Genomic DNA, 16651 nt, shown 5'->3' with positions numbered 1-16651 from the left:
CCACAAGGAGTGGTCCATGTCGCCAGTTTCCCGCCGGCTGCGCCGGTCCCTCGCCGCCGTGGCGTTACCACTCGCGGTGCTGCTCACCGCGGTCGGCTGCGACTCGTCGTCCGCCGGCTCGAGCGCCGCCGCGGCCGGGTCCACCAGCGCCTCCGATGCCGCCGCCCGGCAGGCCATCAGCACCCATCTCGGAAAGCAGACCTTCGCCGCGGATCTGACGCCCATCGCGCAGATCGAGAAGGCCAAGGGCAAGAAGGTCCTCTACACGGCGATCAGCCTCAGGGTTCCCTTCTTCCAGACGGTCCTGAGGACGATGCTGTCGGTGGCGACCGACCCGGGCGTCACGATCGACGGCTGCGACGGCAACCTCACCCCCGCGAACATCAGCGCGTGCGTGACCCGGGCGATCAGCCAGCACTATGACGTGATCGTGCTCGACAACATTCCCGTCGACCTCATCGGTCAGGGCGCCGTCGCGCTGAGGAGCGCGGGCGTCCAGATCATCTCGGCCGAGGCGGAGGCTCTTCCCCCGGCGAACGGCGTCACCTACGCCAGCACCGGCGGTCCGGTCATGATGCAGGCCGCGGCGAACTGGGTGATCGCCGATTCCGACGGCAAGGCGAACGTTCTGCTCGTGCAGCAGAACGACACGCCGCTGCAGACCAGGTACATCACGGACTACGTCATGCCGACGTTCGCCAGGAACTGCCCGGACTGCCGGGTCCAGATCATCGGTGTCACCTCCGCGCAGCTCGGTGGCCTCGGCACGCAGGTGAGTACCGCGCTACTCAGGAACAAGAAGATCAAATACGTGCTCTCCGAGTTCGACGCGAACGTCCAGTACATCGTCCCCGGGCTGCAGAACTCGCCGCGCGGCAAGCACATCAAGCTGGCCAGCGCCCTCGGTGACCTGGCCGCGCTGCAGCGGGTGTCGAGCGGGCAGTTCCAGCGGGCCGAGGTCCAGGTGAGCCCGAACTACTGCGCGTGGGCCGTGCTCGACCAGACCATCCGGGTGCTGGCCGGAGCGACGCCGTGGGTGCGGCTGAACGCGCCGTACCGCATCTTCGACGAGACGAACATTCACAGCGTGGACCCGTCCCAGGTGGCGATCGACGACGGCACGCTCAGCGGCGGCGACACCTGGAGCAAGGTCTTCCGGGCGGCGTGGGGACTGCCGTCCTGACGGCTGCGCCGGCCGCCGGTCGGCCGCCGGCCCCAACCGAGGAGAGACCGGAGGGATCAGTGTGGTCGCATTCGTGACGTCACCGTTCGACGCGGTGGCCGGGATACCCGACGGCGCGACGGTGATGATCGGTGGGTTCGGCGAGGCCGGCCAGCCGGTGGCGTTGATCGAGGCGCTGCTGGAGCACGGCGCGCGGGATCTGGTCGTGGTGAACAACAACGCCGGCAGCGCCGAGGTCGGCCTCGCCCTGCTGATCGCGGCGGACCGCGTCCGCAAGGTCGTGTGCTCCTTCCCCCGCCAGTCCGACTCGTGGCACTTCGACGAGAAGTACCGCGCGGGAACGATCGAGCTCGAACTGGTGCCGCAGGGCAACCTCGCCGAGCGGATCCGCGCCGCGGGCGCCGGCATCGGCGCCTTCTACACCCCGACCGGCTACGGCACGCTGCTCGCCGCCGGCAAGGAGACCCGGGAGATCGACGGGCGCCACCACGTCCTCGAACACCCGCTGCGGGCCGACTTCGCCCTCATCCGGGCGCACCTCGCCGACGAGCGCGGGAACCTCACCTACCGCCGCACCGCCCGCAACTTCGGCCCCATCATGGCCACCGCGGCGACGACGACGATCGCCGAGGTCACCCGCGTCGTCCCGGCCGGCGGCATCGACCCGGAGAACGTCGTCACCCCGGGCATCTACGTCGACCGCGTGGTCGCGGTCGAACCCGCCAGCGGCGCACGAGACGCCGCGCGGCACGGGAGAGGAGCGGCGACGTGAGCGAGGCCGGCTCCACCACCAGCCGGCGCGGCCTGGACCGCGCCGGCATCGCGCGGGCGGTCGCCCGGGACATCCCCCGCGGTTCCTACGTCAACCTGGGGATCGGCCTGCCCACGACGGTCAGCGCCTACCTGCGCCCACAGGACGAGGTCACGCTGCACACCGAGAACGGCATGCTCGGCATGGGGCCCGAGGCGACGGGCGACGACGTCGACCCCGACCTGATCAACGCCGGGAAGGTGCCGGTCACGGAGCTGCCCGGCGCCTCGTACTTCCATCACGCCGACTCGTTCGCCATGATGCGCGGCGGCCATCTCGACGTGTGCGTGCTCGGCGCCTACCAGGTGTCGGTCGCGGGCGACCTGGCGAACTGGCACACCGGGCGGGCGCAGGACATTCCCGCCGTCGGCGGGGCGATGGACCTCGCGATCGGCGCGAAGCAGACCTTCGTGATGATGACCCTGCTCGACCGGCAGGGGCACGCCAAACTCGTCCAGGCCTGCACGTATCCGCTCACCGGGGTGGGCTGCGTACGCCGCGTGTACACCGACCTCGCGGTCTTCGTCCTCGCCGGCGACGCGCAGGCACCGACGGTGACCGTCACCGCCGCCTTCGACGCCACGGTCGAGGAGCTGCGCGAGCTGACCGGACTGTCCCTCCTCGACGGCACCGGGAGCTGAGCCTCGCGCCGCTCGGCGCCACGCCCGCTCACCGCCGCATCGCGGTGCCGGCGGTCGTCAGTCGCTGGGCGCCGACGCGCACACCGCCCGCGAGATGCCGCGCGCCGTCGCCTGGACGACCGGCGCGAGCGCCGCCGCGGACGCCGAGCTGGCCGGCACCACCACCGAGACGGCCGCGACGACCTCCCCGGTCACGCAGCGCACCGGGGCGCCGACCGAGAGCGTGTCCGGGCAGACCTGCCGGTCGTTGACGGCGAAGCCGTGGGCCCGGACGTCGGCGAGCAGCCGCCGCAGCTCCCTCGGCCCGGTGATGGTGCGCGGCGTGTACCGGGCGAGCGGGGAGGCGAGCACCTCCTCCTGCACGTCGACCGGGGCGTGGGCGAGCAGCACCCGACCGGCACCGGTCGGGTGCAGCGGGAACCGCCCGCCGACGCGGGTGAGCAGCGGGACCGCGTTGCGGCCACCGATGCGCTCGATCCAGACGGACTCGACGCCGTCGCGCACGGCGAGCTGGACGTTGTTCTGGACGACCGCGAAGAGATCCTCCATGTGGGGCAGCGCGAGTTCACGCAGCCCAAGCCCGCGGGGCGCCAGCGACGCGATCTCCCACAGCCGCAGGCCGATGTGGTAGGCGCCGGCGACGTCGCGTTCCAGCAGACCGTTCTCGACGAGCTCGCCGGCGAGGCGGTGCGTGGTGGTGAGTGGCAGTCCGGCGCGGCGGGCGAGCTGGGTCAGCGTCAGCGCCGGCCGGTCCGGGGTGAACGCGGTCAGCAGCTGGGTGGCCCGTCGGATCACCGGTCCGGTCTCGCCTCGCCGGCGGCTCGCGGCGCCGTCACCGGCTCGTCGTACGTCCGGCGCCCGCAGGTCGGCGGCCACTGTCATCGCGCGCGTAAGCGACGGGTCGGACGTGACGACGGCCGAATGTTCATAGATATCCTGAATTTGGACATCGACTCATTCCCTCCGGCGTGCACTCAGGGTGATTACGGGGCTCGCGGAGACGTCACAAACACCCAGAAAGGTCACGATAATATAGCACGCCTCCCGCATGTCCAGGCCCACTCCGGATCCGCGCCCACGCACCGCGACGTGTCCACCAGATCAACCCCACCGCTTCACCGTGGATTGCCGTCGGGATAATGGCGTCGTAACGGGCCCAAACCACAGAAACCGGCGCCGAATGCGGCGCCCGGGGCAATGGTTGGCATTGCCATGATCGCGGGCAGACTGGAACACGTGGGCCGTGATCCGAAACCGGGGGAGCGCGGATGGGTTTACAGGGCAGGGCGGCGGATCCCGATCCGGCGGTGGTATTGAGAACCGAGCGGGTGCACGAGTCGGCGCGGTCCCGGGTCACCCGACTGGTCCTTTCGACGCACACGGTGATCCGCAAGGAGGCGCTGGCGGCCGGCGGACCGCAACGGTCCCGCCATGAGGCCGAGATCCTCGACCGCCTGACCGGCGTCGAGGGCGTCGCACAGCCGGCGGCCGGCCCCGACCAGGACGACAACGCGATCCTGCTGGCCGATGTCGGCGGACCGGCGCTGTCCGAACGGACGACTCCCCTGGCCCAGGCCACCCTGATCACCACGACCGAGTCACTGGCGCGCACGGTGGCCGAGATCCACCAGCGCGGGGTGGTGCACCGCGACATCAGCCCGGCGAACATCGTGATGCGCGGTGACCACGGCAGACCGCACCTGATCGACTTCGCGCTCGCGACCACCCTGGTGTCCGTCCAGCCGGGGTTCGTCCATCCCAGCGAGGTCGCCGGCACGCTGGCGTACCTGGCGCCGGAGCAGACCGGGCGGACCGCTCGACCGGTGGATCAGCGCGCCGACCTGTACGCGCTCGGGGCCACCCTGTACGAGCTCGCGACCGGAACGCCCCCGTTCGGCACGGGCGAGCCGCTGCGCATCATCCACGATCACCTCGCCCGGGTGCCCGTCGCGCCGACGAAGCTGAATCCCGCGGTGCCCGCCAGCCTGTCGGCGATCATCATGCATCTGCTCGAGAAGGAACCGGACGACCGGTACCAGAGCGCCGACGGGCTGCTGCGTGATCTCGCCGTGCTGCGCCGCGGCGAGACGCTGGCCCGTCCCGGCACGCACGACGTCCCGGCGCGGACGATGGCGCCGTCCCGGCTGGCCGGGCGCGACGAGGAGATCGGCGAGCTGCGGACGGCGTTCCTCGACGCGCTCGCCGGCCGGTGCACCGGGCTGCTCGTCAGCGGCGCACCCGGGGTGGGCAAGACCGCCCTGGTCAACGAGCTGCGGCCGATCGTGGCCGGGGCCGATGGCTGGTTCGTCGCCGGCAAGTTCGACCAGTACCGCCGCGACCTGGACTACGACGGCGTCCGGCAGGCGTTCCGGGCGCTGATCCGCCCGTTACTGGCCGAACCCGACAGTGACCTGGCCGAGGCCCGCGAACGGCTGCTCGCCTCGCTCGGGCCCAACGCCGGCCTGGTCTCGGCCCTCGTGCCCGAACTGCAGGCGTTACTGAAAGTCACCCCGGAACCGGGCGATCCGATGACGGCTCCCGGGCGTATCCAGCGCGGCGCGGTAGAGATGCTGCGCGCCGTCGCGAGCCAGAAGCGACCGGTGGTGTTCTTCGTCGACGACCTGCAGTGGGCCGACCGCACCCCGCTGGGCACCGTCGAGCAGATCCTCGGCGGCGAGGAACGGATCGACGGTCTGCTCCTCGTCGCCGCCTACCGGGAAGACGACGTCGACGCCACCCATCCGCTGGCGCCGATGCTCGCCCGCTGGCGTTCCCAGCCCCTCGGGCCGCGTCACCTGCGCCTGGGCGGCCTCGCAGCCGAGGGGCAGTCGGGCCTGGTGGCCGACCTGCTGCACCTGGATCCCCGGCCCGCGGCCGAGCTGGCCCGGCTGATCGCGCCCGCCACCCACGGCAACCCGTACGACACGGTCGAGCTGGTCAACACGCTTCGTCACGACCGGCTTCTCGCCGCCGACGAGCGCGGGTGGGGATGGGATCCGGCCGAGCTGCGCGCCCGGCTGGACTCGGTGGACATGACGGCGCTGCTGGCGACCCGGTTGGCGGCGCTGCCGCCGGCCACCACGGAGGTCCTCAGCGTGCTCGCCTGCCTGGCCGGCCGGGTGGAGGCGGACCTCCTCGCGGCGGCGACCGGCCTGACACCGGGCGAGGTGGAGCGCCGGCTCGCTCCCGCGTTCGCCGAAGGCCTGCTGGTTCTCGAACCCGAGAGCCATCAGAGCGTGCGCTTTCACCACGACCGGACGCACGAGGCCCTGCTGGGCGCACTCACCGCGGAGCAACGGCGCGTCCTGCGGCTGGACCTGGCCCGGCGCCTCGCGCGGCGCCCCGCGTACTTCGCCGCCGCCGCCGAGCAGTACCTGCACGTCACCGACGCGGTGCTCGCCCCGGCGGAGCGGCGCGTGGTGGCCGGGCTGTTCCGGCGCGCCGCGGACGAGTCGGTGGTGGTAGCCAATCACGCGCTGGCCGAGCGGTTCCTGAGCGCGGCGGTGCGGCTCGCCGACCGGGCGGACCCGGCCCAGCTCATCGAGCTGTACCTGCGGCGACACGTCGCCCTGACCAACCTCGGCCGGCTGGAGGAAGCCGACGGGGTGTTCCACGACATCAGCCGGCTCGGCCCGCCGGCGCGCCAGTACACGGCGGCCGTCACCGTGCAGATCACCAGCCTCAACAACCGCGGCCTCGTCGACGAGGCGATGCGGATCGGTCTCGACCACCTGGCGAGCCTCGGCCTGGCCATTCCGGCCCCGGCGGACCTCGGCGCCGAGGTCGACCGCGCCCTCGACGAGCTCTACCGCTGGTCGGAGGAGACCGGCGCGGCCGACGACCTGGCTCGGGCATCCGACTACGACGCCGTCCAGACCGACATCACCAGGGTGATCAGCAGCCTCTCGCGTGCGGCGTACTTCGGCGACCTGGAGACGATGGCCTGGTTGAGCGTCCGGTCGATGCAGCTGTGGGCGCAGCGCGGCCCCGCGCCCGACCTGCTTGTCCCCGCCGGCCTGATTCCCATCGTGACCGAGACCCGCAGGAACGACTACCACACCGGCTACCGCATCATGCGGCGCGTCCTCGAGGTCGGCCGCGCACGCGGCTACACGGCCGACACCTGGCGACTGGAGTTCCTGTACACCGTCGGCGCCGGGCACCGGTTCGGTTCCCTCGAGGACAACGTGGCCGCGGCGCGGCGCACCCTGGAGGGCCTGATCCAGACGGGCGACCTGCAACTCGCCTGCTGGACCCACTACCCGCTGATCCAGAACCTGCTGGACTGCGCGCCCTCCCTCGACCTGGTCGCCGCCGAGGTCGAGGACGCACTGACGTTCAGCGCGCGGACCGGCAACACCCACGCCGCCGACACCTTCCGGGCGTACCGCCACCTGGTGCGGATCCTGCGGGGCGAGTGCACCGAGACGGCGGCGGACCAGGCGACCACGCTCAGCCTGGTCGCCGACGATCCGCAGGCCACCCTCTCCCTGCACGTCACCCGGGCCTTCGAGGCGGCGGTCCTCGCCCAGCCCGAGGACCTGGCCCGGCACACCGAGGCGGTGTTCCCGGCCCCGCCGACGGTCGAGACGAGCTACGCGATGTCGGTGACCCGGGTGCTGCGCGCCCTCTCGCTGGCCGGGCGGGCCCGCCGGGTGGTGGACCGCGCCCAGCACGACGCCCTGCTCACCACGCTGGACGAGCTGGTCAGCCGGGTGTCCGAACTGGCGGCCGACGCGCCCGCCAACTTCCGCCACCTCCTGCGGCTGATGGAGGCCGAACGAGCCTGGACGGTCGGTGACTTCCGGCAGGCGGCCTACCTGTTCGACGCGGCGCAGAGCGAGTCCCTCGCGCTGCGCCGGCCGTGGCACCGGGCGCTGATTCTCGAGCACGCGGCCCGCTTCTACCTCGCCCACGGACTTCGGGACGTCGGCGGTCGGCTGCTCGCCGCGGCGCGGCGCGAATACCTCGCCTGGGGTGCGCACGCGAAGGTCAACCAGCTCGACTGGGCGTACCCGGCACTGAACGACGTGGCGTCCGCCGCGGCGCCCGCAGCCAGCCAGACCCTCGCCGCCGGCAGCATCGACCTGCTCGGCATCGTCGCCGCCTCCCAGGCCCTGAGCTCCGAGACCAGCATCGACGGCCTGCGCGCGCGGGTCGTGGGAATCCTCTCGGAGATGACCGGCGCGACCGCGGTCCACCTCGTGCTCCGCGACGAGGAGGACGACGGCTGGTCCGTCCCGTCCGGCTCCGGCGAGGTGATCTCCCTCGGCGAGGCCAGCCGGCGGCGCCTCCTGCCGTCCTCGGTCGTCCGGTACTGCGAACGCACGCAGGCGGCCGTTGTCGCCGCTGATGCCACTGGTGACGACCGGTTCCACCGCGATCCGTACTTCACCGACCTCGACCGCTGCTCCGTCCTGGCCGTTCCCATCGTGATCCGCGGCGCGGCGCGGGCGGTGCTCCTGCTGGAGAACCGGATGATCCGTGACGCGTTCTCGGTCGAGCGCCTCGACGGCATCCTGATGATCGCCAAGCAGCTGGCGGTCTCCCTCGACAACGCCCAGCTGTACGCCTCGCTGGAGAACAAGGTCGCCGACCGCACCCACCAGCTCGCCACCGCCAACCACCGGCTCGAACTGCTCTCCCTGACCGATCCGCTGACCGGGCTGGCCAACCGGCGCCACCTCGAGGACTTCCTCAGCACTGCCTGGCAGCGCGCGCAGCGCCAGGGCACCCCGATCGCCCTCGTGATGATCGACATCGATTTCTTCAAGCGCTACAACGACCACCTCGGGCACGCGGCCGGCGACCGCTGCCTCGAGAAGGTCGCCGCCTGCCTGGCGGAGAACACCGGTGCCGGGCACCTGGCCGCCCGTTACGGCGGTGAGGAGTTCGCCGTCGTGATGCCTGGCACCGATGCCGAGGATGCCCGCTGCCGGGCCGAGCGGCTGCGCCGCGCCGTGGCGGACCTCGCCGAGCCGCACCCGGCGGTCCGGACACGCATCGTCACCATCAGCGTCGGCTTCACGTCGCTCACTCCCACCGCCGAGGACCATCAGCAGCGGCTGGTCGATCTCGCCGACGAGGCGCTGTACCGGGCCAAGCGGCACGGGCGCGACCAGGTCGAGGCGGCGACGCCCAAGGACGACCCTGGCGGTGCCACCGGGAACGGGCTGGCGCCCTGACGCGATGCGCGGGGTGGCCGGGCCGCGGGCGTCAGTCGCCGATCAGGGCGAGTTGCCGGTTGATCGCTCGCGGGTTGCTGTCGCCGACGACCTTCTGCAGGAAGGGCGTGTGGTCGAAGATGAGGTCGCGGATCGGGCGCAGCGGCGCGGGGGCGTGGTGAAAGACCTTCCCGAGCATCCACGCCTGCTGGACCTGGCGCGCGGTGTGCGGCTTGCGCGGATCCTCGTAGGACTGCAGCGCGGCACGCACGGCCGCGTGGTCGGTGAGGTCGACGCCGCGCAGCGCGCGGCCGAGGAAGTAGCCGTCCTCGATGGACATCCCGGCGCCGTAGGCGGCGTACGGCGAGGTCGCGTGCGCGGCATCGCCGGCCAGCGTGATGCGGCCCTTCGACCACTGCTTGAGCGGCTTGCGGTCGCGCAGCACCCAGCGCTGCACATCGGCCGGTTCGGTAGCCGCGACCAGCCCGGACAGCGGCGCCGGGAACTGCGCGGCGAGCCCGACCGCCGCGGCCCGCAGATCCGGCGGCGCCGGAGCGTCGGGGTCGGTGGCGGTGAGGACCCACCACTGGTGGCCGTCGCGGCCCTGGTGCCGAATCGACGTCCAGCTGCCCTGGACGGTACGGCCGTGGCTGATGACGCACATGTTTGGTTCGACGCCGGCGACGTCGGCGAAGGTGAAGCCGCCGAAGACATGTAAACGGTGCTCGCGTTTCGGCGCGTCACCCCAGAGCGTGCGGCGCACCAGTGAATCGATACCGTCGGCGCCGACCAGCACATCGTGCTCGGCGGTCGTGCCGTCGTCGAACGTGAGGGTGACGGCGCGCTCGTCCTGCGCGATGCCGACCACCTGCTGGTTGAACCGGATGACCCCCGGCGGAAGCGCGTTCAGCATCCGCTCGTAGAGCTCGGGTCGCAACAGGCCGATGAATCCACCGCCGTAGGCGGCCCGGACCGCCTCGTCCTGCTTCACGTCCACCCGCACCCTGCCCCGCGCATTGCGGAACTGCGAGTCCGTCGGCGCGCCGAGATCGTGGATATCGGCGCCGAGTAATTCTAACGCCTTCAGCGGCGGTGGCCAGAGATTCAGAATGCTCCCGGCCGGACGGGCCTCGCGGTAACGCTCGTAGACGACGACAACGTGCCCGGACCTGATCGCGCCGAGCGCCGCCGCCATACCCGCGGGGCCGGCGCCCAGGACCGCGACCCGACCGGCGGGCGCGGTCGAACTGGTTGCGCTGCTCATGATGGCACCTCATCGGTGAAACAGCGGCGAGCGCCACTGTGGGAAGAACACTGTCCGCCCCCCGGCGGGACGTCAAGAGAAGGGCGGATATTCGTCGCGTCGATTGCCGGTATTCACAGCGCGAGTTTCCGCCGGAGACCGTTGTCGGCAAATCCTGGCGAGGCGACACGTGGTGACGCGCCCAACGAAGGAGTCGACGCGATCGTGATGTCTGTCCCGACGATCGACCATGCGGGGCCGTGGGCACTGGCCCGCCTCGCCGATCCCGGCGGCGGCCCTTTTCCGGCGCTCGTCGCCCGCATCGTCGCGTACTGCTCGACGGTGTCGACGCTGCTGCCCGGTGACCTCGTGCTGACCGGCAGCCCCGCGGGCAACGGCCTGCCACGCGGACGCCTGCCGCGCGCCGGCGACGTCATGAACTCGACCATCACTGGCCTCGGCGCCCAGTCCGACCGCCGCGTCGCCGAGGCCGGCGCGCTCGAGCAGAACGGAACCCGGCGATGACCACCCGCCTGATCACGCACCTGCGGCACGTCGCCCTCGCGGTGCCCGACTACGACCGCCAGCTCGACTTCTTCACCTCGGTGTGGGGCCTCACCCCGGTCGCACAGGACAACGGCGTCGCGTTTCTCGCCGCCGAGGGATCGCCCGAGCAGTTCATCGTGCGGCTGCGCCGGGACACGGAGAAGCGCCTTGATCTTCTCGCGTTCGGCGCCGCGACACCGGCGGACGTCGATACGCTCGCCGAACGGCTCGGCGCCGCGGGCGTCCACCTCGTTCACGAGCCGGGCGCGCTGGCGACCGCCGGCGGCGGTTACGGTTTCCGTTTCTTCGACGTCGACGGCCGCACCATCGAGGTTTCCGCCGACGTCGCGACCCGCCAGCACCGCGCGATCGAGGAAGGGGAGTCCATTCCGGTCCGCCTTTCCCACGTGGTCGTCAACTCCCCCGACATCGCGCGCACCCAGGCGTTCTTCGAACAGCATCTCGGTTTCGCGCTGTCCGACGAGCTCTCCCACCCGTACGCCGGTGACCTGATGAAGTTCATGCGCTGCAGTCCGCAGCATCACAGCCTGGCCATCGCCAAGGGCCCGCACGTCTCGCTGCACCACGCCTCCTTCGAGCTGCGCGGCCTGGACGAGTACATGCGCGGAACGGGCCGGGCACTGCGCGCCGGAACCCGGATGATCTGGGGTCCGGGCCGGCACATGGCCGGCGACAACACCTTCAGCTACTTTCTCGATCCGCACGGCAACACGGTCGAATACACCACCGAGCTGGATGTCGTCGACGAGGACCGCTGGCATCCCACCGTCTACGACGTCTCGCAGGAGCAGAACCAGGACCAGTGGGGGACGGCGAACCCGTTCGACGAACAGCTGGCGAAGGAAAGCTTCAACGATCCCGACCGCGGCGTGTTCGTCGCGCCGCCCCTGTGAACCCGCGGCGCAGTGCGCGGTCCGTTTCCTGCCCGCCGATGAAGGAGTCCTGAGGTGTCCGCTGTGGACAGCGTCCTGGTCGTGGGGGCCGGCACCGCGGGTGCGGCCGTCGTCGCGGCCTCGACCCAGCTCGCGCGCTGGCGGCTGACCCACGAGCAGGGCGGACGTTCCGGCACTCATGGGCCGCATCGCCGCGCTCACCAGGCAGGCCGCCTGATGGCCCCCGGGTCACGGCCGGCGGCCTCACGCCGCCACGGCTCCGCCGTCGGCGTCCGGGAACTCGTCGCGGGCGACCGCGAACAGCTGCTGGCGCAGCCAGACATGCCCCGGGTCCCGGTCGCGGCGCGCGTGCCAGAACGCCGACTCGCGCAACGGCGGCAGCGGCATCTCGGGCTCCAGGATGCGGATCTCCGCCGCCGCCGCGACCCGGCGGGCCAGCCGTTCCGGCAGCAGCGCCACCAGGTCCGTGCCGGCGAGGAGGAAGGCCATGGTCACCATGCTGCTGGAGGTCGCCGCGACCCGGCGCGGGCAGCCGGCGGCGTCGAGGTCTCTTTCGACGAGGCAACGCGCGCCCGACGCGACATAGCCGAGATAGGGCGAGTGGGCCAGCAGGTCGGCGGTGAGACGGTCGCCGGCGTGCGGGTGCTCGCGCCACACCACGCCGACGAACCGTTCGAGGATGACGGGCCGACGCGAGCAGTCCGGGAGCGCGCCGGCGCCGACGATCCGGTCGGGCAGGATCGCGATGTCGACCTCGTCGCGGTTGAGCGCCTCGACGAAGCGCACGCCGATCGGGGCGGCGTCGACCTGCAGCCCGGTGGCGAGCCCGACGAGGCGGGCGATCAGGGGCCGCAGCAGGGTCGTGCCGATGTAGTCGCTGCCGATGACCGCGAAATGGCGCGAGTCGGTGAGGGGCTCGAAGGTCCGCGGCCGGACGATCGTCTGCTCGATGGTCGCCAGCACCTCCCGCACCGGTGCGATGAGCGACTCCGCGCGCGGCGTGAGCTCCAGGTAGCGGCCGTTGCGGCGGAGCAGCTCGTCGCCGAGGGTGCGCCGCAGGCGGGCCAGCGCCGTGCTGGTGGCGGGCTGGGACAGGTGCAGGCTTTCCGCCGCCCGGGTCACGTTCTTCTCGCGTAACAGCGCGTCGAGCACGACCAGCAGGTTCAGATCCAGCTGTCCAAGATTCACAGACCCTCCACAACTCGGTGATGCCGGTCACACCCTGAAACGTGAGGAAGCGACTGTCAAATCCCGTTTGCCCCGGGGCTGTTCGCCCGTCCCCCCCGCCGACCCGCAAGGAGTGAACCGGTGCCCTCCGTACCCGCCATCGACGTCCACGCGCACGTCGCCGTCCCCGAGGTCGACGCCCTGATCGAGGGCCACCCGGGGCTCGGAGGCCAGCGCGCGGTGGACGCGGCCACACTCGGCCCCGCGTCGCTGCGGGCCAACCTGGCGCTCATCGGCGAGCTCGCGCCGCGACTCACCGACCTGGAGCCGCGGCTCGCGGCCATGGACGCCGCGCGGGTCGACATCCAGGCGGTGAGCGCCGTGCCGCTGCCGCACGCCTGGGCCGACCGGGAGCTGGCCGAGCGGATCGTGGCGGCGAGCAACGAGTCCGTCGCGACCTTCTGCGCGAAGGACCCCGCCCGGCTGCTGCCCATCGGCACCGTCGCACTGCAGCATCCCGACCTGGCGGTGCGCCAGCTGGAGACGGCGGTCGGCGAGCTGGGGATGCGCGGGGTGCAGATCTCCACGTCCGCCGGGCCGGGCCGCGAGCTCGACGACCCGTCGCTGGCGGAGTTCTGGGCGGCGGCGGAGCGGCTCGGCGCGGCCGTCCTGATCCATCCGTGGGGCTGCACGCTCGGCGAGCGGCTCAACGCCTACTACCTGTTCAACAGCGTCGGCAACCCGACCGAGACGGCGCTCGCGCTGTCCCGCCTGCTGTTCTCGGGCGTTCTGGAACGCCACCGGGACCTGCGGATCTGGTCGGCGCACGGCGGCGGCTACCTGCCCAGCTACGTCGTGCGCGCCGACCATGCCTGGGCCGTGCGCCACGCGGATGCCCGCACGACCGCCGAGCCGCCGTCGGCGCTGCTGCGCCGCACCTTCGTCGACTCCCTGGTCTACGACCCCGACCAGCTGCGGCACCTGGTCCGGGTCATGGGCGCCGGCCAGGTCACCCTCGGCAGCGACTACCCCTTCGACATGGGGGTCGAGGATCCGGTGGACCGCCTGGAGGCCGCCGGACTCGACCCCGCCACCACCGAGGCGATCCGCGGCGCCAACGCCGCGCGGCTGCTCGGTCTCACCGTCCCTCTCGATCTCACCGTCCCTGGAGCGCAGCGATGACGACGCACGACATCACCGCCGAGTTCGGCACCGATCCGGAGGCGGCCATCGCCGCGTCCGCGAAGCGTTTCAGCAACTGGAACCGCTGGGGCACCGACGACGCCCGCGGCACCGTGAACTTCCTCGACGAGTCCTTACGTGCCGCGGCCGCCGGGCTCGCGCGCCACGGCCGGTCGTTCAGCCTGTCCCTGCCCTTCGACGAGAACGGCCCGCAGTTCGGCTGGAAGCGCCGGGTCAACCCCGTGCACACCATGAGCTCGACGGGGATGGACACCGCCGAGCAGATGGGGCTGCCGCACGGGCTGTCGGTCGCGGACGACATGGTGTTCATGCCGCTGCAGTGCAGCACCCAGTGGGACGGCCTCGGCCACTGCTTCGACCACGGTGTCGCGTGGAACGGCCGGGTCGCCCGCGAGACCGTCACCAGCGAGGGCGATCTCGTCACCGGCATCCAGCATGTCGCCGCGCCCCTGGTCGGCCGCGGGGTGCTGCTCGACGTCGGCCGGGCCTTCGGCAACGACGGCGAACTCCCGGACGGTTTCGCGATCACCAGCGTCGAGCTGCGGGAGACGATCGAGAGGCAGGGACCGACCTCGGCCGTGGGCCGCGGCGACATCCTGCTGATCCGCACCGGTCAGCTCACCCGGGCCCGGCGCGGCGTCACCGCCGGTGACGGCTGGGGCGCCTACGCCGGCGGGCCCGCGCCGGGCCTGTCGTTCGAGACCCTCGGCTGGCTGCACGACACCGAGGTCGCCGCCATCGCCACCGACACCTGGGGGGTGGAGGTCCGGCCCAACGAGTGGCCGGGCGCCATGCAACCCCTGCACCAGGTGGCGCTGCCGCACCTCGGGCTGCTCCTCGGCGAGATGTGGGATCTCGACGAGCTGGCCGCCGACTGTGCCCGCGACGGCGTCCACGAGTTCCTCCTCGCCGCGCAGCCGCTGCCGTTCACCGGCGCGGTCGGCTCCCCGGTCAACCCCGTGGCGGTGAAGTGACATGCGGCTGACGACCCTGCTGGACACGGACGGCCGCCCCCGCGTCGGTGTCCTCGACGACGACGTCATCCGCCTGCTCGACGCCGGCGGCCCCACCATGGCTCAGGTCATCGACGGCGGCGCGGAGGCCCTCGACGACGTCGCGCGCCGGGTGCGCCACGGCGACGCGGTGCCCGCGGCGGCGGCGACGTTCGGGCCGCTGCTCGCGCCGCCGAGCGTGCGGGACTTCCTCACCTACGAGCGGCACCTGGCGGAGCTCGCCGGCTCGGTGCCGGACGAGTGGTACGACGAGCCGCTGTTCTACTTCTCCAACCCGGCGGCGATCACCGCCCCGTACGCCGACGTCCGGATGCCGCCGCGGGTCCGGGAGTTCGACTACGAGCTCGAGGTCGGCGTCGTCGTGGGCAGGGCCGGCTCGGACCTGACGCCCCGGGCCGCCGCCGACCACATCCTCGGCTACACGATCTTCAACGACTGGTCGGGACGGGACCTGCAGGTCCGCGAGATGCGTTTCCCGATGGGCCCGTCGAAGTCGAAGGACTCCGCGATCACCCTCGGGCCGTGGCTGGTCACCGCCGACGAGCTCGCCGACCGCGTCGAGGACGGGCTGCTGGCGCTGCGCACCGAGGTGCACCTCAACGGCGTGCGCACCGGCGGCGACGTCACGTCGAACATGTCCTGGTCGTTCGCCGAGCTCGTCGCCCACGCCTCCCGGGGCACGGTCGTGCGCCCGGGGGACGTTCTCGGGTCGGGGACGTGCGGCACGGGCTGCCTGGCGGAGATCCGCCGGACCCACCCGGACACCGCGCCGGACTGGCTGACGGCGGGCGACGTCGTGCGCATCGACGTCGAGGAGCTCGGCTTCATCGAGAATCGGCTGGTCGCCGGCCCGGCGGCCGTCGAGGTCCCGGCGGGGCGGCGACGCATCGGACTGGGGGTGTGAACGATGGACGTGCGTGATGCCGTCACCGTCGTGACCGGCGCGGGCAGTGGGATCGGCGCCGCGCTGGCGCGGCGCTTCGCCGCCGAGGGCGCGGCCGCCGTCGTCGTCAGCGACCGGGACAAGGCCCTCGCCGAGGCGGTGGCCGCCGACATCGGCGCCTCCGCCACCGCCGACGTCACCGATGTCACCGACGAGGCGGCCGTGGCGGGGCTGGTGGAACGGACCCTGGACCAGCACGGGCGGATCGACCTGTTCTGTTCCAACGCCGGTGTCTTCGCGGGCGGCGGCGTGGAGGTCGACACGGCGGCGTGGCAGCAGAGCTTCGCCGTGAACGTGCTGGCCCACGTGTACGCGGCGCGGGCGGTGCTCCCGTCGATGCTGGAACGCGGCAGCGGCTGCCTGCTCAACGTGGCCTCGGCCGCCGGGCTGCTCACCACTCCCGGCGACGCCCCCTACACCGTGACCAAGCACGGCGCGGTGGCGCTGGCCGAGTGGCTGTCCGTCACCTACGGGGACCGCGGGATCAGGGTGGCGGTCGTGTGCCCGCTGGGGGTCTCGACGCCGCTGCTGCTCGACCCGCTGCGGGAGGGCCGCTCGGCGGCGTCCATCGTCGCCGCGTCCGGCGCGGTGATCACAGCCGAGGAGGTGGCGGCGGCGGTGATCGACGGGCTGGCGGCCGAGCGGTTCCTCATCCTCCCGCACCCCGAGGTCGGGAAGTACTGGGCCCGCAAGGCCGCCGACCCCGACCGCTGGCTCGCCGGCGTACGCCGCCTCGCGGCCACGACCCCGACCGCCGCCGACGCGGTGACCGACTGAGCGAAGGCCCCGCGACCGCGGCCGCGCCCCGGGGTCCGGCCGCGGT

At 72.3% G+C, this 16651-nt stretch carries 13 protein-coding genes; 10 read left to right on the top strand and 3 right to left on the bottom strand.

From position 1 onward, the window contains the following. Positions 1–16 precede the first annotated feature (16 nt). From MXD60_RS07650 to MXD60_RS07640, 3 genes are all read left to right on the top strand, one after another. On the top strand, positions 17–1183 hold the full coding sequence (locus MXD60_RS07650; protein ID WP_248818286.1) for a sugar ABC transporter substrate-binding protein: 1167 nt from the start codon (positions 17–19) through the stop codon (positions 1181–1183). Between the two features lie 61 nt (positions 1184–1244). Further along, the gene (locus MXD60_RS07645) at positions 1245–1955 is read left to right on the top strand and encodes a 3-oxoacid CoA-transferase subunit A (RefSeq protein WP_248818285.1); all 711 of its coding nucleotides are present in this window, start codon (positions 1245–1247) and stop codon (positions 1953–1955) included. Next, entirely contained in the window at positions 1952–2635 is a 684-nt protein-coding gene (locus MXD60_RS07640; RefSeq protein ID WP_248818284.1) for a 3-oxoacid CoA-transferase subunit B, read from the top strand. The genes MXD60_RS07645 and MXD60_RS07640 overlap by 4 nt, the downstream gene beginning before the upstream one ends. Positions 2636–2692: 57 nt before the next feature. Here the strand turns inward: MXD60_RS07640 and MXD60_RS07635 are convergent, their stop codons facing one another. Continuing rightward, positions 2693–3517, bottom strand: a complete 825-nt coding sequence (locus tag MXD60_RS07635; RefSeq protein ID WP_248818283.1) for an IclR family transcriptional regulator — start codon at positions 3515–3517, stop codon at positions 2693–2695. 386 nt (positions 3518–3903) lie between these two features. Between MXD60_RS07635 and MXD60_RS07630 the strand changes: the two genes are divergently transcribed. Then, positions 3904–8820 (top strand): diguanylate cyclase domain-containing protein, encoded by a 4917-nt coding sequence (locus tag MXD60_RS07630; protein ID WP_248818282.1) that lies wholly within the window; start codon positions 3904–3906, stop codon positions 8818–8820. 31 nt (positions 8821–8851) lie between these two features. Here MXD60_RS07630 and MXD60_RS07625 read toward each other — a convergent pair whose 3' ends face one another. After that, positions 8852–10063 carry an FAD-dependent oxidoreductase gene (locus MXD60_RS07625; RefSeq protein ID WP_248818281.1) on the bottom strand — a complete coding sequence of 404 codons (1212 nt, stop codon included), beginning with the start codon at positions 10061–10063 and terminating at the stop codon, positions 8852–8854. 207 nt (positions 10064–10270) lie between these two features. On the opposite strand from MXD60_RS07625, the gene MXD60_RS07620 reads away from it, so the two are divergent. After that, the gene (locus tag MXD60_RS07620) at positions 10271–10567 is read left to right on the top strand and encodes a fumarylacetoacetate hydrolase family protein (protein ID WP_248818280.1); all 297 of its coding nucleotides are present in this window, start codon (positions 10271–10273) and stop codon (positions 10565–10567) included. Beyond that, positions 10564–11502, top strand: a complete 939-nt coding sequence (locus MXD60_RS07615) for a VOC family protein (protein ID WP_248818279.1) — start codon at positions 10564–10566, stop codon at positions 11500–11502. The genes MXD60_RS07620 and MXD60_RS07615 overlap by 4 nt, the downstream gene beginning before the upstream one ends. A 243-nt stretch (positions 11503–11745) precedes the next feature. Here the strand turns inward: MXD60_RS07615 and MXD60_RS07610 are convergent, their stop codons facing one another. Beyond that, positions 11746–12690 (bottom strand): LysR family transcriptional regulator, encoded by a 945-nt coding sequence (locus tag MXD60_RS07610; RefSeq protein WP_248818278.1) that lies wholly within the window; start codon positions 12688–12690, stop codon positions 11746–11748. A 120-nt stretch (positions 12691–12810) separates the two neighbouring features. On the opposite strand from MXD60_RS07610, the gene MXD60_RS07605 reads away from it, so the two are divergent. From MXD60_RS07605 to MXD60_RS07590, 4 genes are read left to right on the top strand one after another with little or no spacing between them, the layout of a single operon-like run. Continuing rightward, positions 12811–13851, top strand: a complete 1041-nt coding sequence (locus tag MXD60_RS07605; RefSeq protein ID WP_248818277.1) for an amidohydrolase family protein — start codon at positions 12811–12813, stop codon at positions 13849–13851. Beyond that, positions 13848–14846: a cyclase family protein gene (locus MXD60_RS07600; protein ID WP_248818276.1), complete on the top strand. Its 999-nt coding sequence runs from the start codon at positions 13848–13850 to the stop codon at positions 14844–14846. Before MXD60_RS07605 ends, MXD60_RS07600 begins: the two co-directional genes overlap by 4 nt. Position 14847: 1 nt before the next feature. Continuing rightward, positions 14848–15789: a fumarylacetoacetate hydrolase family protein gene (locus MXD60_RS07595; protein ID WP_248818275.1), complete on the top strand. Its 942-nt coding sequence runs from the start codon at positions 14848–14850 to the stop codon at positions 15787–15789. Between the two features lie 3 nt (positions 15790–15792). Next, positions 15793–16605 (top strand): SDR family oxidoreductase, encoded by an 813-nt coding sequence (locus tag MXD60_RS07590; RefSeq protein WP_248818274.1) that lies wholly within the window; start codon positions 15793–15795, stop codon positions 16603–16605. Positions 16606–16651: the final 46 nt, after the last annotated feature.

The sequence above is a fragment of the Frankia sp. AgB32 genome (assembly GCF_023243045.1).
Taxonomy (GTDB): domain Bacteria; phylum Actinomycetota; class Actinomycetes; order Frankiales; family Frankiaceae; genus Frankia.
Note: the sequence above shows the minus strand (reverse complement) of the source record. Positions and strands in the feature narration are given on the sequence as shown.

Coding starts and splice junctions, on each gene's coding strand:
- MXD60_RS07650 (WP_248818286.1), top strand. CDS start 17: ATGTCGCCAGTTTCCCGCCGGCTGCGCCGGTCCCTCGCCGCCGTGGCG.
- MXD60_RS07635 (WP_248818283.1), bottom strand. CDS start 3,517: ATGACAGTGGCCGCCGACCTGCGGGCGCCGGACGTACGACGAGCCGGT.
- MXD60_RS07630 (WP_248818282.1), top strand. CDS start 3,904: ATGGGTTTACAGGGCAGGGCGGCGGATCCCGATCCGGCGGTGGTATTG.
- MXD60_RS07625 (WP_248818281.1), bottom strand. CDS start 10,063: ATGAGCAGCGCAACCAGTTCGACCGCGCCCGCCGGTCGGGTCGCGGTC.
- MXD60_RS07620 (WP_248818280.1), top strand. CDS start 10,271: ATGTCTGTCCCGACGATCGACCATGCGGGGCCGTGGGCACTGGCCCGC.
- MXD60_RS07615 (WP_248818279.1), top strand. CDS start 10,564: ATGACCACCCGCCTGATCACGCACCTGCGGCACGTCGCCCTCGCGGTG.
- MXD60_RS07600 (WP_248818276.1), top strand. CDS start 13,848: ATGACGACGCACGACATCACCGCCGAGTTCGGCACCGATCCGGAGGCG.
- MXD60_RS07595 (WP_248818275.1), top strand. CDS start 14,848: ATGCGGCTGACGACCCTGCTGGACACGGACGGCCGCCCCCGCGTCGGT.
- MXD60_RS07590 (WP_248818274.1), top strand. CDS start 15,793: ATGGACGTGCGTGATGCCGTCACCGTCGTGACCGGCGCGGGCAGTGGG.